The sequence below is a fragment of the Streptomyces sp. NPDC051104 genome, assembly GCF_040682835.1.
Taxonomy (GTDB): Bacteria; Actinomycetota; Actinomycetes; order Streptomycetales; family Streptomycetaceae; genus Streptomyces; species Streptomyces cynarae.
The window spans coordinates 189,805-212,253 of the sequence record NZ_JBFBBS010000007.1; the positions used below are offsets into that span (position 1 = coordinate 189,805).

Consider the following 22,449-nt stretch of genomic DNA (forward strand, 5'->3'; position numbering starts at 1 on the left):
CCTTTCGGTTGAGAGGCAGGGGGAAGCAATGCGGTCTGGCGGTGCCAGCTGCGCACCACCCATGCTACTTTAAAGATTGGAAAGATTGGAGAGATTGACCATGACTTACACTCTTGCCATGGCTGCTGAGCAGGGCATTGAGATCGCCGAGGACGGCGTCGCCGAGGTCTCGATGACCAAGGCCCGCGCATCGCTGACCGCGCTCATCCGTGAGGTCGCATGGGGCCGCAAGGTCGGCGCCTTCAAGGAACGCGGAGAACGCACGGCGTACCTCGTCACGCCCGACTTCTACCGACAGGCCCTCGAGGACCGTGCTCGTCTCAAGTCGCTGGAGACCTAGCTGCTCCACGTCTCTTCCTCTCCCGCCCCGCGCTGTGCGCGGGGCGTTGTTGTGTCGGTCAGGGCTGGGTGCGCGGCCGGCGGACGGCGGTCACGCGGCGAGGGCCTGTTCGGGCTCGGCGTGGCGCTCGATGTCCTCGCCGCTGATGGCCTCCACCAGGGCGGAGACGATGACTTCGGCGCAGTTCGGGGTGACGGCGTTGCCGTACTGGCGGACCTTCTCCCGCTTGTTGCCGAGCACGACGTAGGCGTCGGCGAAGGACATCGCGCGGCCGATTTCGTGGGGTTCGAGCATCCGGAAGCGGACGTCGTCCAGGTTGACGTCGCCCTGGACGAGGGCGTACCGGTCGCGGGTGGAGAGGGTGCCGACGGGCTCCCGGACGGTGCGCGCGGTGCCGTTTCCGTAGTACGGGACGAGCAGCGACTCCCAGGTGACGAGGGACTGGTGGCCCATCGTCGTCAGGGTGCGCATCGGGTCGGCGGCGCTGGTGCAGTGCTCGCCGCCGTCGCCTTTGCTGCCGTTGTTCCGCATCACGAACGCCGGGATGTCCGGGGTGACGACGCCGTGGTGGTTGCCGTCAGCGGAGACGGTGCCGAGGGCGTCGAACACCGACAGCGCCCGGCCCTGGTCGCCGCCTCCCCGGAGCTTGATCATGAACGGCAGCCAGGCGAGGCCGGTCTCGTTGCGGGCGGTCTGGGTGCGGAGCGGGTTGTTCGCGCTGGCGGGCTCCTTGCCGTCACGGCCCTCGACGGGGATGAGGAGCGGCGGGATGGCCAGCCCGTCGTTCTCCCGCGTCGTCCGGGTCGGGATCGGCTCGGCGATGGGAGTGGCGTCGTTGCGCCACGTCCCGCCGGCGGGGACGACGAGGGGCTGCGCGAACTTCTTCAGCCCCGCCTGGATCCGCGCCAGGGTCTTCTCGGCGAGCGGCTTCGTGCGGTCGCCGATGCGCTGTCCGGGCAGGTTCCAGTCGATCGCGACGGCGGCCGGGAGGGTCTCGGGTTCGATGATCTGGTTGCGGCAGGTGGTGTTGGGGCAGCGGTAGACGTACTGCTGGCGGTAGCGGCCCATGTCGCGGCCGGGGTCCTTGAACCGCTGCACGGCCTGCACCCACGTCTCGCATCCGGGGCACCAGGCGCGTGGGCGGAGCCACTTGTCCCAGTCGGGGGTGCGGCCGAGCGACTTGTGCCAGTAGGCGACGTACAGGCGGTCCCTGCTCTGCGGGGCCTTGTGCACGGTGCGCGGGTCGGCGTGCATGCTGTTGAGGGCGATGACGCGGGTCTTGTAGCCGAGCTTGCGGATCTCTCCGATCCAGCGGTCCCACTGGTCCCAGGCGCGGACGTCGACGACGTTCTCGACGACGCCAGCCTTGACCAGTCCCCCGCGGGCGATGACGCCGCGCAGGTACATGGGGACCTCTTCCATGAGCGCGCGGGAGCGTTCGACTTCTTCGGACGGGCCGAAGCCGTCGAAGAGGTCGCCCTGGAGGCTGGCGTCGAAGTCGCGTCGCTTGCCGCGGGCGTTGGACCACTGCGGGCATTCCGGGGACGCCCAGAAGATGTCGGTGACGGGCCACTTGTCGACGGGGGCTTCGCGGATGTCGCCGCGGTAGTGGTCGACCTCCGGGAAGTTCGCGGCGTGCGACTCGATCGCCCGCTCCCAGTGGTTCGCCGCGCGGGCCATGCGGACACCGGGGATCGAGTGCATGCCCTGGGAACTGCCGCCGGCCCCGCAGTTCCCGGTCCAGTGCACCAGGCCGTTGCGGCGGCACAGCCACGTGCCGTGTTCGACGGTGGGGCACCACACGATGCCGGAGTAGGTGGTCCACTCGGCGGTCGCCTGGCGAAGCGGCTTCGCGGTGACCCGCTCCAGCAGCGACACCCGCCACATCGGGTAGACGGCTCCCTTGTGCTGCATCTCCCATCGGTGGATGGAAGTCGCCCGCCCGGCAAGAATGGCTGCGAACTGGAAGGCTTCGGCACGGTCCTGCCGGTTCTGCGAGAGGGAAGAGTCCCGTGCGCCGTTGCGCACTCGGGTCGTGCCGTCGGCGAGCATCGACGTTTCCACCAGCAGGTTCAGCTGCTTGGCTGTGAGCGTGAGCAGCCAGGCCGGGTCCAGGACGTGGTCCGGAGCGGCGGCGATGATGGGCGCAGCGGCGGCGACGTTCAGCCGCCAGTACCTGGTCCCCTCGTACTCGGCGACGTTCCAGGCTGGCTTACCGACCTGGCGGCCGGCCCGGCCCATCGGCGCCCCGTAGAGCGCTGTCAGTGCCTGCTCGATCCGCTCACACTTGCCGGGGTTCACCGACGGTGATTGGGACAGGTGAAGGCCGCCGTTCGAGCGGTAGCTTCCCTCGGTCCAAGCCCACCCGACGAGTTCAACGAGCGCGTCCTCGTGGACGCTGGTCTCGGGGTGCTCAAAGGGAGCACTACGGACCACCGACGACTCCAGGTTGAGCTGGTCAGAGGTTCGGATCTGCCATTCGAGTCGACGCCCGGAGGGAGTGCCGGCGCGCTGCTGGACGGGCCAGCGGTGCCCGGTCGTCACCAGCGCGGAAAGGGCCTTGCCCTCGATCTTCAGCATCTTCTCGTCGGTCAGCTCGAAGATGTTCATCCTCTGGACCGGGACCCAGCGGGCGACTCCGTCCTCGATGCTGAGGCTGGCCACCAGGTCCCCGACCTCGACCTGGTTGTAGCGCCGCCATCCACGGGCGGTGAGAATCTCGGTCTCCGTGTCGGCGCAGAACCAGTCCATGACCGTCAGCTCGTTGTCGTGGCGGAACATCAGGCGGCGGCCCTTTCGGTCTCGGGGTGGCGGATGAGTGCTTGCTGGAGGTGCTGTCGGGTGACGCCGAGTCGTTCGGCGGCCTGTTCGGTGTTGGCGCCGAAGCGGATGAGTTCGCGGGCGTCGTGGGCGAGGTCGGCTTCGCGGGAGAGGGCGCCGGCGCGGGCTTTGAACATGGCCTGGTTGCGGAGCTTGGGGTCCAGGTGGGCGTGCTCGGCGAGCCACTGTTCGTGTGCGGCTTCGCAGCGCAGGCACATTGGCAGCTGCTGCCGCTTGTGGACCCACCAGCCGCGGTCGGTGCCGCAGTAGCCGGTCCAGTCCGGGACGGCCGCTGGGTCGTCGATCGTTTCGTCGTCCCAGGCGCCGGGCGGCGCCCATCCCTGGTTGGCGGCGCGGCGGGCGGCCTTCCAGCTGGTGCCTTGGGTGTCGCCGAGGAGGCGGTAGGCGAGGCGGATTGCGGCGTCGATACGGCCGTCGATGCTGGTGTAGCGGCTGTTGGCGATCTGGCCGATGGTGCAAACCGACAGGCCGCAGGCTGCGGAGATGCTTTCCCGTCCGTGGCCGATGGCGTAGAGGGCGCGGGCTCGGCGGCATGCTCCGATGGCGGGTCGTTCGGCGAGTTCGTCGAACTGGCCGGGTTGGACGGCGAGGATGCCGAGCGCCTTGGCCCGCTGGCAGGACTGGATCTTTCCGTTGAGGAGGTAGCTGATGGTGGTTTGCGAGACGTGGGCGTGGCGGGCGATGAGGGCTTGGCTCATGCCGCTGTCTCGGAGGGCGTCGAGGTGCGGGAGGAGAATGTCGCGCCCGATGAGGAGGTCTTCGCCGGCCGCGCGGGCTCGGGCTCGTCGGATTCCGGCGAGTCGGTTGGCGCGGGTGCAGAGCTTGCAGCGGCAAGGGGGACGTCCGAAGCGCGTGCCCTTGTAGCGGGCTTCGCTTCCGTGCGGGGGGATTGGGCGGCGGTTCACAGCTCCTCCTCTCGGGGCTGGTGGCGGTGGTTGGCGGGATGGTTGGCGTGGCGCTCGAGGCGCCGGATGCAGGCGCGGATGTGGCACCGGACGATGGCGTTCCCGGTCCGGTATCCGGCGGCGATGGCGAGGGCGGTGGCTGCGTTGGTGAGGAGCACGGCGGCTCCGACCCCGGTGGCGAGTACGCCGTCGATGACCGCGTCGACGAAGTGGAGGCTCACGGTCGCCTCCGCTTCTCGGCACGCCGGTTGCACCAGCCGGTGAACCCGCCCGCCGCGGCGACCAGGCCGCCCAGGGCGATCAGGCACAGCCAGGTCAGGCCGAGGTTGAGGTGGGCGTTGATCACGCTGCGGCCCTCCTGGCTGCTGCGGTGCCCTTCCAGGTGCGGACGCCGGAGTGGTGGGCGGTGGGCCGGTTGGTGCAGGCCCATCCGGCGGTGCGCACGTAGCCCTCGTCCTTGAGCAGGGTCATGAGCCGTCCCCAGTGGGCTTGTGGGTTGGGCGGGTCGGGGAGGTGGTGGGCGTCGGCTATCTCGAAGCAGGTGAAGGTGCGGCCGGTCGCGGCGGCGGCTATGAACTTGGGCCAGACCTCGGCGAGCCACGTCTCGTAGTCCTCGGCGCGCTGGACGGTGCGGGTCTTCCGCGGCTCGGGCAGGGTTCCGTCGAGGGCGGGCTGGATGGCGGTCATGTCCGCATTCGAAGCCTCGACACTGACACGTTCGGTTTCACGCGATGTTCCACGATCACGCATGGCGGGTGTTCTCCCTGGTCATCGGCCGGGTGGCGGCTTCTTGATGTGGCGGGTGCTGGTCACGAAGCCGAACTCGGCGTCTACTTGGGGTGGGGGCCGCCCGCACTGCCCGCGGGCGGCCTCCGATGTGTGCGGGCTACTGCTGGGTGGGCTCGGGGCTGGTGTTGAGCCAGGCGAGGAGCGGGGCGGCGATGTCGCGGGCCCCGTTGGGCCGCTGGATGACCTTGCGGTGGAGGTCGGGGCACCGGGACTTGAGGACTTCGAGCTGGTTGTCGAGGTCCATGGCGACGGCGACGTCGAACTCGTACTCGATGCCCTTGCGCTGCTCGGGCCGGGTGCCGACGCGCTGAGGTTTGCCGCCTTCCAGCACCCACTCGGTGTAGGAGCGCATCGAGGCGACGACGTGCCCGGGGTAGGCGAGGATGGCGGCGACCATGTCGTTCTGGAGGGGGGTGCCGTCCTTCCAGCCGGCGAACTTGTTGCCGCCGTACCGGCTGCTGGCCTTCTCGACCTGGTCGAGGGTGCCGTCGGTGCCCTTCCAGAAGTGGGAGAGGCTGTCGACGAACACGGTCGGGTATCCGGCCTGCGCGGCGGCGTCGAGGACGCGGATCAGGTCGCGGGGGTCGTAGCGGTCCATGGGGCAGCTGTCGAACTGGATGCCGCGGTGTCCGGCGTAGAGGCTGGCGGCGCCCTTCTCGGTGTCGATGACGGCGAACTTGCGGCCCTCGGACAGGCCGCTGGCGATGGACAGGCCGGTCCAGGTCTTGCCGGAGCCGGACATGCCCTGGATGGACAGGCGAGCCTTGCGGCCGGCCTTGCTGGCGGGGCGGAACGCGAACTGCCCGGCGTTGGTGTCCTGCTGCTGTGCAGGGCGCGCGGTACGGACGGGCGGCGGAAGCTGCGACATGGGGGTTGCTCCTAGGCGTACTGGCGCTCGACCCACGAGGGCAGAGCGGTCATCGGGTTGGGCGGATAACCAGGCCACTCGTCGCGTTCGCGACAGATGGCGTAGGTGTTCAGGGCGACCTCGTTGAGGTGGCGGCCGATACCGCGGGCCATCGGGTCGCAGGTGGTGACCACCACGAGGTAAGGCGGGTCTTTCTCTTGCAGCACGAACTGCATCGGCAGTTCGGGGTCGGCGACGTCGAGCGCGGCCCCGGCGTCCTCGTACCAGCCCTGCTGCTGCGCATAGCCGTGCTCGTTGAAGGCCTTTTCGAGGTCTTCGCGGCGGCAGGAGCGGGCCGTCTTGTAGTCGACGATCTGGCCGTCGTGGCGCAGCCAGTCGAAGCGGGCCCGGCGCCAGATGCCGTTGTCGCACCAGAACGCGGACTGTTCGGCGACGCCGGATCCGGGCTCCAGCAGGCGGGCCGCTTCCTCGTGCTCGCGGAGGGCTGCGGCCATGGCCTTGACCTGCTCGAGCTCGTGGCGCTTCAGCGGGATGTTGCCTTCGGCCCGTATGGCGGCGATCTCCGCCTTGATGGTGTCGGTGTTCCACTTCTCGGCGTCGACGAGGACCAGTTCGGGTCCGTCGTCGAGGACGAGCTTGTGGGCGGCGGTGCCGAGCTCCAGCTCCTTCTTGTAGGGCTGCGGGTTGTCGAACTGCCACTTGAAGGCGGCCGGGCACTTCTTGACCAGCGTGCGGGCGCCGGTCGAGGAGAGGCTGCCTCCTGGTACGGGGTCGCTGTGGTAGAGCTCGGCGGAGATGTTGTAGACGCCGGGCTCGACCTCGGCCGGCGCTTCTACGGCGGCGGTCACTGCTGGGTGCCCTTCTCGTAGCAGGGCTCGCACAGCGGCTGCTTGGGCGCTCCGACGAACGGCCCGTCGGTGTCGCCGCAGCGGATGCAGCGGATGGCAACCACGAGACGCTGGAGGTGCTCCACGCCGTTCGGGTCGTACTGGATGGCGGCGACCGCGGCGACGTAGTCGGGGAAGCCGGCGGCCAGGCGGTCGAGGTTGGCGGGGTCGGCCATGCCGATGGTGGTGAGGAGTTGTTCGGTGAAGCCGCCGGGCTGGTAGCCGCCTTCGTGGCCGTAGTGCCAGAGGACGTGCGCCGCGACGTCGGCGGGGATGGTGGGGCTGCTGGTGTGCATGGGACCTGCTTTCGGGTGTCGTGTGGCCGGGCAGCCGCCCCGTTGGGGGTGGCGGGGCGGCTGCCCTGGGGTGCCGCGGAGCGCCGGGGGGTGCGCTCGACGCGGCGTATGGAAAGAGCTCAGGCAGCTTTGCGCCTGCGCTCCCGGAGGGCGGCTTGGTTGTCCCTGAGGCACTGCCTGCAGCGCGGGCGCCGCTCATCGGAACCCGCCCGCCACTTCTCCCAGACAGTGTTCTCAGGGCTCATGGGGTGACCTCTGTGGCACGCGTCCTCACGGCGCGCTCCCCGAAGTCCTCCCTTGCGGCCCCATGTGGCAGTGGGTCGCTGGGCGGCTCGCTTCGTGTTCTCGCTCGTCGGCACAGGCTCGAGGTGGTTGGGGTTCACGCAGCGTCGGTGCAGGCATTCGCGCCCGCCGCGGCAAGTGAGTGATCGGTTGTGGCAGACGTGATCGATGGTCATGCCGTCCGGTATCGGGCCAACGAGGAGTTCATAGGCCAAGCGGTGGGCGCTGGCCTCTCGGCCACGCCCGAGGGAGACGCCGCCGTACCCTTCTCCTCGCTCCCGGCCCGTGAAGATGACGCATCCTTCGGGGCCTGGGGTCGTTCGGGCAAAGACCCGCGCGAAAGGGTCCACCAGTCCCGTACTGCGAGGTTTGGCGCCTCGCTTGCGCCTCTTGTAGCGCTCATAGCAGGTAGGGCACAGACCACGTTTGAAGATGGCGGTCTTCTCTAGCTGGCATTCGCCACAGACGGCCCTGCGTGGGGGACTTGGCATCGAACTCTCCATGGGATCGTTGGTGGTGGACCCCCGTCGGCTGGACCCCGGCGGGGTTCTTGCTGCGCCGGCCGGGCGGGGCGGGTCACCGCTCCGGCCGGCGGGTCAGGTGGCGGGGATGTGCGCCGGGTTGGTCGCGTCGGGCTGGGCTGGGCGCTCGGTGACCTGGAACCTGGGACGCTCGGGGATCGGGACGACGGGGAAGATCGCGCGAACCTGGCTGACGTCGGTCGGTACAGTGGGCCGCTCGTCCACCGGCCGCAGGTCTCGGGGTGCGGGCACGTGGACGGGGTGGGCGTTGGCCCAGCGCGCTTCCCACGCCCGTAGTGCGGCCTGGAGACGCTTCTGTTCGCTGGCGTGCCGGGCTTCCGCATCGGCGAGCTGGCCGTGCAGGGTCTTGATGAGGGAGTCGGCCCACTGCAGCCGCCGGGTGAGCCGCTCCACCTCGTCGACGGCGCGGTGCCGCGGCTTGCGGGTGGGCCGCTCCCACAGGTGGCCGAGGCGTATCGGCTGGATGCTGGTGCTCACGACTCGGTCTCCTCGTTGACAGTGCTTTCACGTATGCGGCGGTTGGCGATGTGCTCCCCGGCGAGGAGCAGGAAGACGGTGGTCGCGCAGAGGGCGATACCGATCGCGGTGATCACGGCTTCTCCCTGATGGCGTGTTCGAGGGCGATGACGGTGTGCAGGGTTGTGGCGAGCCAGGCGAGGAGGGCCGTGTACAGCGCCAGATGCAGGCCCGGGGCGGTCACGCTGCCTCCATCTGCGCGGCGAGCCGTTCGGCTGCCTGGACGCGCCGCACGGCCAGCTCGGCGAACTCGCGCTTGTACTCAACGAGGAAGCAGCGGCGGCCTTCGAGGACTGCGGCCACCCCGGTGGAGCCGGAACCGGCGCACGGGTCGACGACCAGATCGCCGAACACGCTGGAGGACTCGATCAGTTGCGCCATGACCTGCCAAGGTTTTTCCGTCGGGTGCCGCAGGACGCCGCTGGGGCGGGGCCAGCGGATGACGGAGCCACGCCTGAGGCGGGCGGTGAGTGCGCCGCGCCCGGCGTTCCGATCGCTAGGGCGCTTGAAGTGCACCCCGAACGTGATCGGTTCGTGGCTGGTGGCCCACACGGAGGCGACGTCACCGGATCCGGGGATGACCTTGTCCCAGATGAGTTCGATGGTGGCGCTCAACCGCAGAGGCTGTGCGAGCGTGTCTGCGTCGTAGCCGAACACCATGACGTGCCGTTTGTCGGCCATCCCCACGCTTTGGGTGCCGTCCGGGCCGACCCACTCGCCGAGTACGGCAGGCCAGTCGACACTGCCGTCGTCGCCGGCGAGCTGGTCGAACTGCTTCGACCAGTTGGATCGGTAGCCGATGCCGTAGGGCGGGTCGGTGGCGAGGAGTCCGTAGCCGCGAGGCACGGAGGCGATGATCTGCGGGTCGCGGCAGTCACCCCAGATGATCGTGGCTCGGTCGGAGGCGTGCAGTACCTTCCCGCCCGGCGGGGGCTCGACGGCGAGGTCGAGCATGTCCATCGCGGTCACGCTGTCCTCCATCCGGTGAGCTGGTTCGAATCGGCGCGCCAGGTGTGGGTGCGGTCCCAGTCGGCGGTGGGGTACGCGCCTTGGATGAGGGCGGCGATGTCGCGGGAGGCGCCGCGCGGGAGGCGGAGCTGCTGGCCGGTGGTGTCGCGGCAGACGATGACGAAGACGCGCTCCATCGGGCCCTTCGCGTCGCTCCACACGGGCGTGAGCAGGATCGTGGCGGCGCCGGGGACTATGCGGTGCAGCCTGTAGCGGAGCTGCGTGACGTGGCGGCGGCGACGGCCCGCAGAGGCTTTACGCGGGCGGACGGGCAGGTACTCGTGGACCAGAGCCATCACGCCACCTCGGCTTCGGCTTTGAGGCGGGCGATCTCCGCGCGGGCGACGGCGAGCTCGTCGACGGTGGTGCGTTCGCGTTCGACGTCGCTGACGATCTGGTCGCGCCAGGCGGTGACGTTCTTCAGGAACTCCTCGGCGATCTTCACGCGCTCGTCCGAGGACAGGCCCTGCTTCATCTGGAAGGAGACGTCGCTGGGGCCGTGCCAGCCGTCGGGCTCGACGTGCAGGACCGGGTTCGGTATGCCCGTGCCGCGCACGTTGGTCTTGCGGTCCAGGAACACGGTGATGTGGTAGGCGCTCACGGCTTCCGTCCCTTCCGGAGGTCGACGAACTGGCGGGTGGTGGCGTCGGGGTCGGCGTCGATGAGGAGGTGCCGCAGTTCGGCGGCCTCGCCGTCGGTGGCGTGCGTCCGGACGTCGATGTGGCTGAGGGCGATGCAGGCGCTGTGGCCGTGGACCCAGACGACAGCGGTGTGGCCGCCGAGGACGGTGGCCTTGCTGCGGGTCGTCGTGACGATGCGGGTGGCGTCGGGGTCGTCCTCGGGACGGAAGCCGGGGTAGGCGATCACTGGGGTGCCGACTGGGTGGGCGAGGTTCCAGGCCTCCGCCTCCACCACGGGCAGCGGCACGTCCAGGTCGGAGATCGGGCGGGTCATGACGCCGACTCCCATTTGATGACCTCGTAGCGGCCGAAGCCCTGCGAGCGGGATGCGCCGACGCCCTGCTGCTCACCGGTGAGCCAGAGCATGGCCCACTCCTCGTCGGTGAACGCGTAGTCGGAGATGATCGTGAAGTTGAATTCGGCGACCTCGATGAACTCCGTGTACTGGATGCCGGTCTGGCCGGTCCGCGGGTTCTTCGGGAACGACTGGAGGACGCCGGTCGGTTCGGTGACGCCGAGGTGGAGGATGTCCTCGACGACCATGATGTGTTCGGCGACGAAGCCCTGGACGCCCTTGTTGGTGGAGCCCCAACGGGCCTTGAGCTTGTCGACGGAGCGGGCGACGGAGGCGGCTTCCTTGATGGCGGCCTTGAGCTGCCGGCCCTCGATGTAGAGGCCCTGGTCGTCGCGCTTGAAGCCGTTGAGGTGCTTGTTCTGGTCGACGAGCTTGGCGGCTTCGTCGGCGGTGACGCCGCGGTCGACCATGGTCTGGGCGACGGCTTCGCGGATCAGGTCGTCCTTGTCGGCGAGCTTGGTGCGGAGCCATCCCTCGGCGACCTTGGGGTCGGTGGGGACGCCGCCCGCGAGGTTGCGGACGCGGATGGTGCCGTGGAAGCGGTGGGGCCACGCCTTGTCGGTGTAGCCGGCGAAGATGCTGGTCATGTGGTGAGTTCCTTTCGGTGACCTGGGTGGTCGTTTGGGATGGGCGGGATTGAGATGGGCCAGGCGGGGTCGAGATGGGTCGTCGCTCAGAGGCGGCCTGAGACGAGAAGGCTGGGCATGTCGCTAGGGATTGGGATGGGCCGGGTCAGGACGACTTGCGACGGCTGGGCTTGTCGGTCAGTGCGGGGTCGGATCGGGATGGGTAGAACCGTCGGCCAGGGCGGGGTCGGATCGGGATGAATAGGGCCGTCGGGCGGGGTGGGGATGGGCGAGCGGACAGGGCAGGAGTCGCGTCGTCGCCTCGTGTAGTGCTGGGATGCGCGGAGCAGGCGGGGGCAGAAAAGTCGGCGGGGCAGGGAAGCGTCGGTCCGGTGGGAGATGAAAAGTCGCTTGGGCCGGGCGGAGGTGTGGTGAGGTGGGTAGTCGGTGGGGGCAGGCTGGGGCCGGGCCGGCGGGGACGGCTCGGAACTGGAATGACCTGGGGCGGACTGTCGAATTGGCGTGGGGCGCGGTGTGTCGGCCGGTGCTCTTCGTCATGCCGCTGCTCGCGGTACCGCTCGCGGACCCTGCTGGGTCACGGACCGGTACATCTCCAGGTACTGCTCCTCGGTGAAGACCTCGCCTATGACCTGGCCGCCGATCTTCTTCGCGACCGCCCGATGGAACGCCGCCTCCAACTTCGAGATCCGCGCCGCCTCCTCGTACCTCGACGCTACGAACCTGCAGTCGTCGGCGGTCATGTGCGCCACCGTCCGCCGCGTGTTCGCCTCGTCGACCACGTACTCGGCGGCGAACGGGCTCAACGCTCGAACGTCTCCGTCGGTGCTGAAGCTGCGGGCCGCCTCGGCGAACGCCCGACGCGGAGCGGCGATACGAGCGGCCTGCCGCTTCGAGTTCGACTGGCGGGCCACAACGTCCGCGAGGATCACCGGCGCCTTCAGGTGCAGCCAGCCCGAGAGCAGCTCCGGGTCCTCCTCCCGCAGGCGGTCCACGAGCTCGGCGGCGACCACCGACGCCACGTAGTCCCCAGCGGGGATCGCGTCCTCTACCGCCTGCCGCATCTCGGCTATGTAGTCGCGGTCTGTCACACTGGTCATGCGGCCTTCCCCTTGTGGTGAGTTCAGGACGGTCGTGCTGGCCGGTCGCCTCTGGTGGCCGGCCTTCTGCTTTGCCGGGCTCATGCGGCGATCGGCCTGGCGTACTTGTGGGGCAGGACTTCGCCCTGCTGCTGGATCCAGCGGATGTGCGCGGCGGTGAGCCGAGGTGACTTGCCGACCCTGGTGTGTGGGATGCGGCTGTCCTGGCAGGCTTCGACGATCCAGTTCGGTGACTTGCCGATGAGCGGTGCGGCCTCTTCTGGGGTGAAGAGCTTGAGTTCCAGCTCGGCGGCGCTGGGGGCTGCGGCAAGGCGCTCGACGGCTGCGGTGAGTTCCGCGAGCCGGAGGATCAGGGTGTCCTCGGTGGGGGGAGCCAGGTCATTCCTGGTCACGGGATGTCTCCTTGTGAGTGATGGCTTCTATGGGCACGTCGAGCTCTTCGGCGTAGCGGTGGAGGGTGCCGTCACCTGCTCCCTGTTTGCCGTTCTCGACGCGGGAGAGGTAGCCGGGATCGATGCCGATGGCTTCGGCGAGACGCCTGAGGCCAATCCCCCGTGCCCTGCGGATGGCTTTCATTGCGTCTCCATTGGGTCTCACGGGACTCAACGTAGACCCATTAAAGGCAGAACCGCAAGGCGTTGCACGGGGTTCGTTGGGTGTTACTCGGGCTTCGTTGGGTGTTGCGTGGGCAAAACAGACCGCATCCGTGGCCAGAGGTGCGCGGAGCGCAGGGGCGCATGTACGGGGCGCAAGCGCAAGGAGGCGCTAATGAGGCAACAAAAAAGCTTCCCTAAGACCGATCAATCCTGGTCAATTAGGGGATCCGGTGGGTGCGTGTTGCCAAACCGTGCGGCATGATGAAACTCATGACAGAGGACCGGACCAAACTGCACTGGGCCGAGCTCGCGGTAGCCATCAGGTCAGCCCGCGAAGCGCGCGGGCTCTCGCAGGGTGCCCTCGCCGAGCTCGCCGGGGTCAGCGAGGGGAGTGTCCAGAACCTCGAGGGCGGCAAACCGCGCAACCGGATGCCGCAGACCCTCACCAAGATCGAGCCTCACCTCGGATGGGCGCCAGGTTCCGGTCGCGCCGTCCTCGAGGGCGGCAAGCCCACGCCCGTCGCCGTCGTCCACGACATCTCAGCCGACCTTGTTGCCGCGGAGAACAAGCTGCGCCGCAAGCTTCCGCTCCGGATCGTCGACGAGCTGGAAAGCGACGATCCGCTGCTCGACTCCACCGTGATTCAGCTTCCCGGCGTCGATGGGGCACGCATGACCGTCGTCGTCCACGGTCGACCCGACGCCACGCCCGAGCAGATCCAGGAGGCCCTCCTCGCCTGGCGTGCCGCGGAGCGGAAGCTTCGCCGTCTGCCTGATGGTGGAGACGATGAGCCTCAGGCTGCGAACGGTTCGTAACTTCTCGCACACTGATCGCATACGCACCCTCGCCATATCACCCGCCCCTGTGGTGTCATATGCGGACACCACAATGGGGGGCGCCCGCGGTGGTCTTGGGGGACCTATGTCCGTGCGGGTTCTGCCTGTGTCTGGAATGCCTCACAACGTCAAGGTCTGGGTTGATGACGATCCGGATTGCTTCCGGGTGTACATCGACAAGGAACTGATCACCGACCAGGGCGCCAGGGCTCTTGAGGCTGTGCTCCAGAGGCACGTCAAGGGCTGGCGACGCCTCGACGAGTCCTTCGTGCACCGCACCTTGCGGGCGATCACCGGTTGACAATGAGCATGGGTCGACCACGCCGTTCCCCCACCGGCGTTATCGGTCTCGCTCCTTTCAACGGCTCCGCGAGGTGAACTATGGCGCACGCCGAGAAGCGCACATACGACAAGCGCGCACGCAAGTGGCGCTACCGCGGCCGGTACAAGCTGCCCAACGGCAAGTGGGGCTCCGTCAGCCGGGACGACAACGGCCAGCCCTTCTACACCGAGCGGGCCGCCGAGCAGTACGCGCACGGCCTCGAGGTCGACGTGCGGCGCAAGACCTTCATCAACCCGCGCGACGGCAGGATGACCGTCGCTGAGTGGGCAGAGAAGTGGCTGCCGTCCATCGACGTCGGCCCGCTCACCGAGAAGGAGTACCGCCTCCGCCTGAAGAACCAGATCCTGCCCGAGTGGGGAGACGTCGCCGTCGGTGACCTGTCCCCCACCGGCATCGCGGCCTGGGAGAAGCAGCTGCGGAAGCGGATCTCCAAGAACTACGCGGACGGCGTCCTGAGCGTCCTCCGCACCATGCTCGACGACGCTGTTGCCGAGAAGATCCGCGGCGACAACCCTGTGGCCGCGCGCAAGTCCGGCCGGCGCGGAAAGTACAAGCCGAAGCCGAAGGACGAGAAGGTCCTCGCGACACCGCGGCAGGTTCTGCTGATCGCCCGCAACGGGCTGGAGATGTATGGGCTCAACGAGTATGCGCTCGTCATCGCTGCCGCCTACACGGGCCTGCGGATCGGGGAGCTGGCCGGCGTCCATCGCAGCCAGCTGGAGCTGACGGACCGCGGTCGGGGTGCCCGCATCCACGCGGAGCAGCAAAGCCAATACGTCGAGGGGGCCTTCACCGAGATCCCGGCGAAATACGATTCTGGCCGCGGGCTCATCATCCCCCCGTTCCTCGCCGAGCTCCTGCATCAGCTGCTGGACTCGCGGCCGAAGTCGGAGTGGGTGTTCACCGCGCCGAAGGGTGGTCGTCTGCTGCGCAGTGGCGACTGGTACTCGGGTCCGTGGCGGTTCATGGTGGAGGGGCGTCCGGAACGGCCGGCCAAGCCTCGTGTCGGCTACCGGCCCGGGCTTCGCCCGGTGTTGGGCGTGGAGGGCCTGGTGCCGCACGGGTTGAGGCACTCGCACAAGGTCTGGCTGGATGAGGACGGGCATCCTAGAGTGGCTGTTGAGGAACGCATGGGCCACGCGCTCCAGGGCGTTGAGGGGACGTACTCCCATACGACGTTGCCGATGGAGCTGAAGATTGCCGAGACGCTTCAGTCTCGTTGGGAGCAGTCTCTGCGGCCGGTCGTTGACCGCCGCGAGTTCGGCCCGGTTCCCCCCGCTGATCCCCCCTCCGCTAGTTGATCTCCCAGCCGTCTCCCAGGTCGCTTATTGATCATCAGGGAGGCGCAAGCAACCGCCCTCCCGATGCGTCGGGAGGGCGGCCTTTTGCTTGTTGATCTACGCGCGTCTTGCTGCCAGGATGAGCTAGCGAATGGGCATGCCGGAAAGCGTCCGGGCGATCACCAGCCGCTGGATCTCGCTCGTACCCTCGAAGATCGTGTAGATGGCCGCGTCGCGGTGCATGCGCTCCACGGGGTACTCCCGGGTGTACCCGTTGCCCCCGAGGATCTGTATCGCCTGCGCCGTGACCTTCTTCGCCGTCTCGCTCGCGAACAGCTTCGACATCGACCCCTCGGCAGCGGTGAACGGCTTGCCGTTGATCGCCATCCACGACGCCCGCCACACCAGCAGCCGCGCCGCGTCGATCTGCGTCCGCATGTCCGCGAGCTGGAAGGCGACGCCCTGGTTGTCGATGATCGGCCGCCCGAACTGCTCGCGCGTCCTGGCGTAGTCGAGGGCCACCTCGTAGGCGGCGCGGGCGGTGCCCACCGCCATGGCTCCCACCGCGGGGCGGCTCGCCTCGAACGTGGCCATCGCCGCGTTCTTCACGCGCTCGCCCTTCCTGGCCCTCTCCCGGGCGCGGGCGAGCCGCTCGTCCAGCTTCTCCTTGCCGCCGAGCAGGCAGGAGCCGGGGACGCGGACGTTGTCGAGGATCACCTCGGCGGTGTGCGAGGCGCGGATGCCGTGCTTCTTGAACTTCTGGCCCTGGGCGAGGCCCGGCGTGTTGGGCGGGACGATGAAGGACGCGTGGCCCTTGGAGCCCAGCTCGGGGTCGACGACCGCGACCACGACGTGGACGCCCGCGATGCCGCCGTTGGTCGCCCAGGTCTTGGTGCCGTTGATCACCCACTCGTCCTTGGCCTCGTCGTACACGGCGCGCGTGCGCATGGAGGCGACATCGGAGCCGGCGTCGGGCTCGGAGGAGCAGAAGGCGGCCACCTTGACGTCGTTGGCGTCGCCGTACATCTGGGGGATCCAGGTGCCGATCTGCTCCTCGGTGCCGTTGGCGAGGACACCGACGGCGGCGAGTCCGGTGCCGACGATCGACAGGGCGATGCCCGCGTCGCCCCAGAACAGCTCCTCCATCGCCATGGGGATGCCGAGACCCGTGGAGTCGAAGTACTGCTGGGCGTAGAAGTCGAGGGAGTAGATGCCGACCTTCGCGGCCTCCTGGATGACCGGCCAGGGAGTCTCCTCACGCTCGTCCCATTCGGCGGCCGCGGGGCGGATGACATCGGCGGCGAAGCCGTGCAGCCAGTCCCGGACCTCCTTCTGTTCGTCGTTGAGCTCCATGGTGAACTCGGCCATGTCCCCTCCAGCACTGCGCTAACGTGTTACTTGCGGTAACAGCAGTCTGTTACTCACCAGTAGGAGAAGTCAAATCCCGGGCCCGGCCGGGCCGCCTCCTCGCGAGTCGGCAGCTCGTTCGATACCGACCCGCCTTTCAGTGTTACTTTGCGCAGGCGTCACCGAATCAGGACGGGTGGGGAGAGATGATGGACACCACGCAGCGGACCGATCAGGAGCGGTCCGCCGACCGCCGACGGCGGGAGTTGCTCGAGGCCGCCGACCGAGTGGTGCTGCGCGACGGCCCCGGGGCGTCCATGAACGCCATCGCCGCCGAGGCCGGCATCACCAAGCCGATCCTCTACCGCCACTTCGGCGACAAGGGCGGGCTGTACGCGGCGCTCGCCAAACGCCACACGGACGCGCTGCTCGACTCGCTGCGGGCGGCGCTGGACGCCCCGGCCGACCGGCGCGAGCGGGTGGAGTCCACGCTGGACACGTACCTGGCGGCGATCGAGACACGACCGCAGGTGTACCGCTTCCTGATGCATCCGGCGGAGGGCGGCTCGCAGAACGACCAGGGCTTCGACACCGGCCGCCACTCGATCCCGCTGCTGCGCCGCATGGGTGAGGAACTGGCGCAGGTCATCGAGGAACGCCTGGACCTCGGCCCGGACACCCACCAGCTGGCGCGGGTGTGGGGCCACGGCATCGTCGGCATGATGCACGCCGCCGGCGACTGGTGGCTGGGGGAACGACCTTGCTCCCGGGCGGAGTTGGTGCGGAGCTTGGCCGACCTGTTGTGGGGTCGCTTGGCCGCAGCCGGGGATCGCATGGGAGGCCCCGGGTTCTGAAGCGCGCCGAGAGGGGCGCGGGGCTGTGTCGATATGCGGCTCCGCCGCGACGGGGGTTCCCCCTGTTCGAGCGAAGCCGAGAACTTGGGGGAGCGACAAGCCACGCCGCACCCGCAGTCGCCGACGCTCATCGCCCCCACGGCGCTCGCGCGGCCTGCCGCAACACCCTCCGCTTGCGCCACCCCGCCAGGTGGTCCACATACAGACCACCGGCCAGGTGATCGCACTCGTGCTGAAGGCACCGGGCGAACCACCCGGTGCCCTCCACCCGCACCGGCTCTCCAGCCACCGTGACCCCCTCGACGAGCGCCCGGTCGAACCGCTCCGTCCCCGCCTCAAGCCCCGGCAGGGACAGACACCCTTCCGGCCCCCGGATCACCACACCGTCCGCCTCCACGAGCCGTGGGTTCACCACATGCCCCAGGTGACGCACGTCTTCGTCGTCCGGACAGTCGTACACGAACACGCGCAATGCCTCGCCGACCTGATTCGCGGCCAGGCCGACCCCCCGCGCGGCGTACATCGTCGCGAACATGTCCTCGACGAGCCGGGCGAGTTCGGGTCCGAAGTCGGTGACGTCCCTGCACGGCTCGCGAAGTACGCGGTCACCGAGCACGGTGATGGGCCGGACGCGCCCTCGGGCGCCCGGGATGGTGCGATGTGGCATGCGGGCAAGGGTACGGTCGGCAGGGCCGCGCGGGCGCCGGGGTGGTGCCGCGGTTCGGGGGCGTGCGGGGATCTCGATAGGCTGAGGCCCACACGTTGCCGGAACAGGGCGCGGCGCTGTACGCAAGGAGGATCGAGAACTGATGGCAGGCAACTCGGACCCGCTGACGCCGCGGGCCAAGCTGGCCGTGACCGCGGGCAAGGCGGTCGCTGCGGCATCGCGCGCCGCTGGGCGCGGCAGCGGTTCGGTGATCGGCGGCCGAGTGGCGCTGAAGCTCGACCCCGACCTCCTCGCCCGGCTCGCCCAGAACCTGGACGTCGTCCTGGTCTCGGCGACCAACGGCAAGACCACGACCACCCGCCTGATCGCGGAGGCGCTGGGTGCCGCGGGCCCGGTCGTCTCCAACGCGCTCGGCGCCAACATGCCCGCCGGCATCACCTCGGCGCTGGCCGGCGGTTCGGACGCCAAGTTCGCCGTGATCGAGGTCGACGAGAAGTACCTCGCCGGGGTCGCCCGCGACACCGACCCGAAGTGCATCGCGCTGCTGAACCTCTCCCGCGACCAGCTCGACCGCGCCGCCGAGACCCGTATGCTCGCCGAGAACTGGCGTGAGGGCCTGGCCGGGTCCAAGGCCGTCGTCGTCGCGAACGCCGACGACCCGCTGGTCGTGTGGGCCGCGTCCTCCTCGCCCAATGTGATCTGGGTCGCCGCCGGCCAGATGTGGAAGGACGACGCCTGGTCCTGCCCGTCCTGCGGCGGTGTGATGCAGCGCCCCGGCGACGACTGGTACTGCGGCGAGTGCGGCTTCCGCCGGCCGACCCCGAGCTGGGCGTTGTCCGGGGATCACGTCCTCGACCCGCACGGCTCGGCCTGGCCCATCCACCTCCAGCTGCCGGGCCGCGCCAACAAGGCGAACGCCGCCAGCTCGGCCGCCGTCGCCGCCGTGTTCGGCGTGCCCCCGCAGGTGGCGCTGGAGCGCATGTACCAGGTGCAGGCGGTGGCCGGGCGCTACGACGTCGTCCAGTTCCAGAACCGCGACCTGCGCCTGCTGCTGGCGAAGAACCCGGCCGGCTGGCTGGAGACGTTCTCGCTGATCGATCCGCCGCCGACCCCGGTCATCCTCTCCGTGAACGCGCGCTCGGCCGACGGCACCGACACCTCCTGGCTGTGGGACGTCGACTACACGCGGCTGACCGGCCACCCGATCTTCGTCATCGGCGACCGCAAGCTGGACCTCGCCGTGCGCCTGGAGGTCGCGAACCAGTCCTTCCAGGTCTGCGAGAACCTCGACCAGGCCGTGCAGCTCGCGCCGCCGGGCCGGATCGAGGTCATCGCCAACTACACCGCGTTCCAGGACCTGCGCCGCCGCGTCGGCAACTGAGCACGAAGGACGATCATCGATGAGTGACAACCAGCTGCGTCTGGTGTGGATCTACCCGGACCTGCTGAGCACCTACGGCGACCAGGGCAACGCGCTCGTCGTGGAGCGCCGGGCCCGTCAGCGCGGCCTCGACGTGGCCCGCCTCGACGTGCGCAGCGACCAGCCGATCCCGACCTCCGGCGACATCTACCTGATCGGCGGCGGCGAGGACCGTCCGCAGCGGCTCGCGGCCGAGCGGCTGCGTCGTGACGGGCATCTGTACCGGGCCGTGGAGAACGGCGCGATCGTCTTCTCGGTCTGCGCCGGCTACCAGATCCTCGGCCACGAGTTCATCAACGACCTCGGGCAGCGCGAGCCGGGCCTCGGACTGCTCGACGTGGTCTCGGTGCGCGGCGAGGGCGAGCGGTGCGTCGGCGACGTCCTCGCGGACATCGACCCGCGCCTCGGCCTGCCCCCGCTCACCGGCTTCGAGAACCACCAGGGCGTCACCCACCTGGGCCCCACGGCCCGCCCGTTCGCGCAGGTGAAGCTCGGCAGGGGCAACGGCACGGGCGACGGCACGGAGGGCGCGTACAACGACACGGTCTTCGGCACGTACATGCACGGTCCCGTGCTGGCGCGCAACCCGCAGATCGCGGACCTGCTGCTGAAGCTGGCGCTGGACGTCAACGCGCTGCCGCCGGTCGACGACCGCTGGTACGAAGCGCTGCGCAACGAGCGCATCGCGGCCGCGCAGCAGCCTGCGTAGGCACCGCCCAGGTCAGTACACCCGCCGGCCAACCTGCGGCAACCGGCCCGTCTGACAGTACGTCCGCACAGCTGAGCGGGGGCGTCCAGCAGGCGGACGCACGGTGCGGCCCCGCCCCCCTCCGCCGGTAGGGTGGCGGGGATCGAGCCGGACAGCGCGGTCCGGTCCCGTGCCCACGTTGAGAAGGTTGTTCGGGCTATGCGCATTGGTGTCCTCACGTCCGGTGGTGACTGCCCCGGTCTGAACGCCGTCATCCGGTCCGTCGTGCATCGCGCCGTCGCCGACCACGGCGACGAGGTCATCGGCTTCAGGGACGGCTGGAAGGGTCTCCTGGAGTGCGACTACCTCAAGCTCGACCTGGACGCGGTCAGCGGCATCCTGGCCCGCGGCGGCACCGTCCTCGGCTCCTCCCGGGTCCGTCCCGAGCACCTTCGGGACGGCGTGGAACGGGCCCGGGGCCATGTCGAGGAGCTGGGTCTCGACGCGATCATCCCGATCGGCGGTGAGGGCACGCTCAAGGCGGCCCGGCTGCTGTCCGACAACGGTCTGCCGATCGTCGGCGTGCCGAAGACCATCGACAACGACATCGCCGTCACGGACGTCACCTTCGGCTTCGACACGGCCGTCGGTGTGGCCACCGAGGCGCTGGACCGGCTGAAGACCACCGCGGAGTCGCACCAGCGGGTGCTGATCGTGGAGGTCATGGGCCGCCACACCGGCTGGATCGCGCTGCACTCCGGCATGGCGGCCGGCGCCCATGCGATCGTCGTGCCGGAACGCCCCTTCGACATCGAGGAGTTGACGGCCCGGGTCGGCGAACGGTTCGCCGCGGGCAAGCGGTTCGCGATCGTCGTCGCCGCGGAGGGGGCCAAGCCGAAGCCCGGCACGATGGAGTTCGACGAGGGCGGCAAGGACATCTACGGGCACGAGCGGTTCGCCGGGATCGCCCGGCAGCTCTCACTGGAGCTGGAGCAGCGGCTCGGCAAGGAGGCCCGTCCGGTGATCCTCGGCCATGTGCAGCGTGGTGGTACGCCCACGGCGTACGACCGGGTGCTGGCGACGCGGTTCGGGTGGCATGCGGTCGAGGCCGTGCACCGGGGCGAGTTCGGCATGATGACCGCGCTGCACGGCACGAAGATCGTGATGGTGTCGCTGGCGGAGGCGGTGGAGACGCTCAAGACGGTGCCGATGGAGCGCTACGCCGAGGCGGAGTGTGTTCTGTAACGCATCGGCAGACTTCAGCCGCCCCCGGTCGCAGCCGCGGCCGGGGGCGGTTCTACTCTGGGTGCGGACAGACAGCTGTGGACAGACAGCGCACAACCCCCACGAAACAGGAGCCGGCGGATGGATCACAGCGGGCACGGCATGACCATGGATCTGCCGCCGTTCACGCTGGGGCGGGGGCTCGTCTGGTCGACGGACCCGTTCTTCCTCGTCGCCTGCCTGATCGGGCTCGGGCTGTACGGGTGGGGCGTCGTCCGGCTCGTGCGCCGCGGGGACAAGTGGCCGGCCGGCCGGACCCTCGCGTACGTCGTCGGGGTACTGATCGTGCTGCTCACGATGTGCACCAGGCTGAACGACTACGGCATGGTCATGTTCAGCGTGCACATGGTGCAGCACATGCTGATCAGCATGCTGGCGCCGATCCTGATCCTGCTCGGTGCGCCGATCACCCTGGCACTGCGCGCCCTGCCGACCGCGGGCCGCGGCCGCAAGGGGCCGCGCGAACTGCTGCTGATGCTGTTGCACAGCCGCTATCTGCGGGTCGTCACGCACCCCGCCTTCACGATCCCGCTGTTCATCGCGAGCCTGTACGGGCTGTACTTCACCCCGCTCTTCGACTTCCTGATGGAGTCCAGGGCCGGGCACATCGCGATGATGGTGCACTTCCTCGCCGTCGGCCTGGTGTTCTTCTGGCCCATCATGGGCGTCGACCCGGGCCCGCACCGGCCCGGATATCTGATGCGGATGCTGGAGCTGTTCGCGGGTATGCCGTTCCACGCGTTCTTCGGTATCGCCCTGATGATGGCGTCCACACCGATGGTCGACGCCTACCGGAACCCGCCCGCCTCGCTCGGCATCGACGCCCTGGCGGACCAGACGTCGGCGGGCGGCATCGCCTGGGCGTTCAGCGAGGTCCCGTCCGTGCTGGTGCTGCTCGCGCTGCTGTTCCAGTGGTACAAGTCCGAGCAGCGGCAGGCCAAGCGGAAGGACCGGGCCGCGGACCGCGACGGCGACAAGGAACTCGAGGCGTACAACGCCTATCTCGCCTCACTGGACGCACGCGGCCGCTGAGTTCCGTCACACCACTGAACTCCCTTTCTTTTCAGGCTGCCTGAAGTACCGCTCCATTCGGTAGCCTGGTGCGGTGACGCCCTGCCGCCGCTCTGCAGGGCGCCGGGG

At 69.2% G+C, this 22,449-nt stretch carries 29 protein-coding genes; 9 read left to right on the forward strand and 20 right to left on the reverse strand.

Features of this window, described 5'->3' with window-relative positions; translation table 11 throughout:
• Positions 1 to 118: 118 nt before the first annotated feature.
• The gene (locus tag AB0N14_RS13735) at positions 119 to 340 is read left to right on the forward strand and encodes a hypothetical protein (protein ID WP_366025842.1); all 222 of its coding nucleotides are present in this window, start codon (positions 119 to 121) and stop codon (positions 338 to 340) included.
• A 90-nt stretch (positions 341 to 430) separates the two neighbouring features.
• Here the strand turns inward: AB0N14_RS13735 and AB0N14_RS13740 are convergent, their stop codons facing one another.
• From AB0N14_RS13740 to AB0N14_RS13825, 18 genes are all read right to left on the reverse strand, one after another.
• Positions 431 to 3,121, reverse strand: coding sequence for a DNA cytosine methyltransferase (locus AB0N14_RS13740; protein ID WP_366025843.1), 2,691 nt, complete (start codon positions 3,119 to 3,121; stop codon positions 431 to 433).
• Positions 3,121 to 3,879: a hypothetical protein gene (locus AB0N14_RS13745; RefSeq protein ID WP_366025844.1), complete on the reverse strand. Its 759-nt coding sequence runs from the start codon at positions 3,877 to 3,879 to the stop codon at positions 3,121 to 3,123. Before AB0N14_RS13745 ends, AB0N14_RS13740 begins: the two co-directional genes overlap by 1 nt.
• A gap of 203 nt (positions 3,880 to 4,082) precedes the next feature.
• Positions 4,083 to 4,307 carry a hypothetical protein gene (locus AB0N14_RS13750; protein WP_366025845.1) on the reverse strand — a complete coding sequence of 75 codons (225 nt, stop codon included), beginning with the start codon at positions 4,305 to 4,307 and terminating at the stop codon, positions 4,083 to 4,085.
• Positions 4,304 to 4,432 carry a hypothetical protein gene (locus AB0N14_RS13755; RefSeq protein WP_366025846.1) on the reverse strand — a complete coding sequence of 43 codons (129 nt, stop codon included), beginning with the start codon at positions 4,430 to 4,432 and terminating at the stop codon, positions 4,304 to 4,306. The genes AB0N14_RS13750 and AB0N14_RS13755 overlap by 4 nt, the downstream gene beginning before the upstream one ends.
• Positions 4,429 to 4,773, reverse strand: a complete 345-nt coding sequence (locus tag AB0N14_RS13760) for a hypothetical protein (protein WP_366025847.1) — start codon at positions 4,771 to 4,773, stop codon at positions 4,429 to 4,431. The genes AB0N14_RS13755 and AB0N14_RS13760 overlap by 4 nt, the downstream gene beginning before the upstream one ends.
• A gap of 199 nt (positions 4,774 to 4,972) precedes the next feature.
• Positions 4,973 to 5,743, reverse strand: coding sequence for an ATP-binding protein (locus AB0N14_RS13765; RefSeq protein ID WP_366025848.1), 771 nt, complete (start codon positions 5,741 to 5,743; stop codon positions 4,973 to 4,975).
• A gap of 11 nt (positions 5,744 to 5,754) precedes the next feature.
• Positions 5,755 to 6,591, reverse strand: coding sequence for a PD-(D/E)XK nuclease-like domain-containing protein (locus tag AB0N14_RS13770; protein ID WP_366025849.1), 837 nt, complete (start codon positions 6,589 to 6,591; stop codon positions 5,755 to 5,757).
• Complete coding sequence (locus tag AB0N14_RS13775; RefSeq protein WP_366025850.1) at positions 6,588 to 6,926, reverse strand: hypothetical protein; 339 nt, start codon at positions 6,924 to 6,926, stop codon at positions 6,588 to 6,590. The genes AB0N14_RS13770 and AB0N14_RS13775 overlap by 4 nt, the downstream gene beginning before the upstream one ends.
• Before the next feature lie 119 nt (positions 6,927 to 7,045).
• Entirely contained in the window at positions 7,046 to 7,711 is a 666-nt protein-coding gene (locus tag AB0N14_RS13780) for an HNH endonuclease signature motif containing protein (protein WP_366025851.1), read from the reverse strand.
• Positions 7,712 to 7,804: 93 nt separating this feature from the next.
• Positions 7,805 to 8,227 (reverse strand): hypothetical protein, encoded by a 423-nt coding sequence (locus AB0N14_RS13785; protein ID WP_366025852.1) that lies wholly within the window; start codon positions 8,225 to 8,227, stop codon positions 7,805 to 7,807.
• Positions 8,228 to 8,446: 219 nt separating this feature from the next.
• Positions 8,447 to 9,235 (reverse strand): DNA methyltransferase, encoded by a 789-nt coding sequence (locus AB0N14_RS13790; RefSeq protein ID WP_366025853.1) that lies wholly within the window; start codon positions 9,233 to 9,235, stop codon positions 8,447 to 8,449.
• Positions 9,232 to 9,570, reverse strand: a complete 339-nt coding sequence (locus AB0N14_RS13795) for a hypothetical protein (RefSeq protein ID WP_366025854.1) — start codon at positions 9,568 to 9,570, stop codon at positions 9,232 to 9,234. Before AB0N14_RS13795 ends, AB0N14_RS13790 begins: the two co-directional genes overlap by 4 nt.
• Positions 9,570 to 9,875, reverse strand: coding sequence for a hypothetical protein (locus AB0N14_RS13800; protein ID WP_366025855.1), 306 nt, complete (start codon positions 9,873 to 9,875; stop codon positions 9,570 to 9,572). Before AB0N14_RS13800 ends, AB0N14_RS13795 begins: the two co-directional genes overlap by 1 nt.
• On the reverse strand, positions 9,872 to 10,228 hold the full coding sequence (locus AB0N14_RS13805; protein ID WP_366025856.1) for a hypothetical protein: 357 nt from the start codon (positions 10,226 to 10,228) through the stop codon (positions 9,872 to 9,874). The genes AB0N14_RS13800 and AB0N14_RS13805 overlap by 4 nt, the downstream gene beginning before the upstream one ends.
• On the reverse strand, positions 10,225 to 10,896 hold the full coding sequence (locus AB0N14_RS13810; RefSeq protein WP_366025857.1) for a hypothetical protein: 672 nt from the start codon (positions 10,894 to 10,896) through the stop codon (positions 10,225 to 10,227). Before AB0N14_RS13810 ends, AB0N14_RS13805 begins: the two co-directional genes overlap by 4 nt.
• Before the next feature lie 533 nt (positions 10,897 to 11,429).
• On the reverse strand, positions 11,430 to 11,993 hold the full coding sequence (locus AB0N14_RS13815; RefSeq protein WP_366025858.1) for a hypothetical protein: 564 nt from the start codon (positions 11,991 to 11,993) through the stop codon (positions 11,430 to 11,432).
• An 80-nt stretch (positions 11,994 to 12,073) separates the two neighbouring features.
• Positions 12,074 to 12,385, reverse strand: coding sequence for a hypothetical protein (locus tag AB0N14_RS13820; RefSeq protein WP_366025859.1), 312 nt, complete (start codon positions 12,383 to 12,385; stop codon positions 12,074 to 12,076).
• Positions 12,372 to 12,569: a helix-turn-helix transcriptional regulator gene (locus AB0N14_RS13825; RefSeq protein ID WP_366025860.1), complete on the reverse strand. Its 198-nt coding sequence runs from the start codon at positions 12,567 to 12,569 to the stop codon at positions 12,372 to 12,374. Before AB0N14_RS13825 ends, AB0N14_RS13820 begins: the two co-directional genes overlap by 14 nt.
• A gap of 254 nt (positions 12,570 to 12,823) precedes the next feature.
• Here AB0N14_RS13825 and AB0N14_RS13830 point away from each other — a divergent pair, with 254 nt between their 5' ends.
• The 3 genes from AB0N14_RS13830 to AB0N14_RS13840 all read left to right on the forward strand — a co-directional run bounded on the left by AB0N14_RS13830 (position 12,824) and on the right by AB0N14_RS13840 (position 15,070).
• A complete protein-coding gene (locus tag AB0N14_RS13830) occupies positions 12,824 to 13,405 on the forward strand; it encodes a helix-turn-helix domain-containing protein (RefSeq protein WP_366025861.1) in 582 nt (193 codons plus the stop codon).
• 136 nt (positions 13,406 to 13,541) lie between these two features.
• Positions 13,542 to 13,727 carry a hypothetical protein gene (locus AB0N14_RS13835; protein ID WP_366025862.1) on the forward strand — a complete coding sequence of 62 codons (186 nt, stop codon included), beginning with the start codon at positions 13,542 to 13,544 and terminating at the stop codon, positions 13,725 to 13,727.
• An 80-nt stretch (positions 13,728 to 13,807) separates the two neighbouring features.
• A complete protein-coding gene (locus AB0N14_RS13840) occupies positions 13,808 to 15,070 on the forward strand; it encodes a hypothetical protein (RefSeq protein ID WP_366025863.1) in 1,263 nt (420 codons plus the stop codon).
• A gap of 123 nt (positions 15,071 to 15,193) precedes the next feature.
• Here AB0N14_RS13840 and AB0N14_RS13845 read toward each other — a convergent pair whose 3' ends face one another.
• Positions 15,194 to 16,417, reverse strand: a complete 1,224-nt coding sequence (locus AB0N14_RS13845; RefSeq protein WP_366025864.1) for an acyl-CoA dehydrogenase family protein — start codon at positions 16,415 to 16,417, stop codon at positions 15,194 to 15,196.
• Between the two features lie 188 nt (positions 16,418 to 16,605).
• Between AB0N14_RS13845 and AB0N14_RS13850 the strand changes: the two genes are divergently transcribed.
• Positions 16,606 to 17,250, forward strand: a complete 645-nt coding sequence (locus tag AB0N14_RS13850) for a TetR family transcriptional regulator (protein ID WP_366025943.1) — start codon at positions 16,606 to 16,608, stop codon at positions 17,248 to 17,250.
• Between the two features lie 127 nt (positions 17,251 to 17,377).
• Here the strand turns inward: AB0N14_RS13850 and def are convergent, their stop codons facing one another.
• Complete coding sequence (gene def / locus AB0N14_RS13855; RefSeq protein ID WP_366025865.1) at positions 17,378 to 17,917, reverse strand: peptide deformylase; 540 nt, start codon at positions 17,915 to 17,917, stop codon at positions 17,378 to 17,380.
• 142 nt (positions 17,918 to 18,059) lie between these two features.
• Here def and AB0N14_RS13860 point away from each other — a divergent pair, with 142 nt between their 5' ends.
• The 4 genes from AB0N14_RS13860 (at position 18,060) to AB0N14_RS13875 (ending at position 22,341) form a co-directional block, all read left to right on the forward strand.
• Positions 18,060 to 19,298, forward strand: coding sequence for a MurT ligase domain-containing protein (locus tag AB0N14_RS13860; RefSeq protein WP_366025866.1), 1,239 nt, complete (start codon positions 18,060 to 18,062; stop codon positions 19,296 to 19,298).
• Positions 19,299 to 19,317: 19 nt separating this feature from the next.
• The gene (locus tag AB0N14_RS13865; protein WP_200422046.1) at positions 19,318 to 20,046 is read left to right on the forward strand and encodes a glutamine amidotransferase; all 729 of its coding nucleotides are present in this window, start codon (positions 19,318 to 19,320) and stop codon (positions 20,044 to 20,046) included.
• A 198-nt stretch (positions 20,047 to 20,244) separates the two neighbouring features.
• Complete coding sequence (locus AB0N14_RS13870) at positions 20,245 to 21,270, forward strand: 6-phosphofructokinase (RefSeq protein WP_366025867.1); 1,026 nt, start codon at positions 20,245 to 20,247, stop codon at positions 21,268 to 21,270.
• A 120-nt stretch (positions 21,271 to 21,390) separates the two neighbouring features.
• Positions 21,391 to 22,341, forward strand: coding sequence for a cytochrome c oxidase assembly protein (locus tag AB0N14_RS13875; protein ID WP_366025868.1), 951 nt, complete (start codon positions 21,391 to 21,393; stop codon positions 22,339 to 22,341).
• Positions 22,342 to 22,449: the final 108 nt, after the last annotated feature.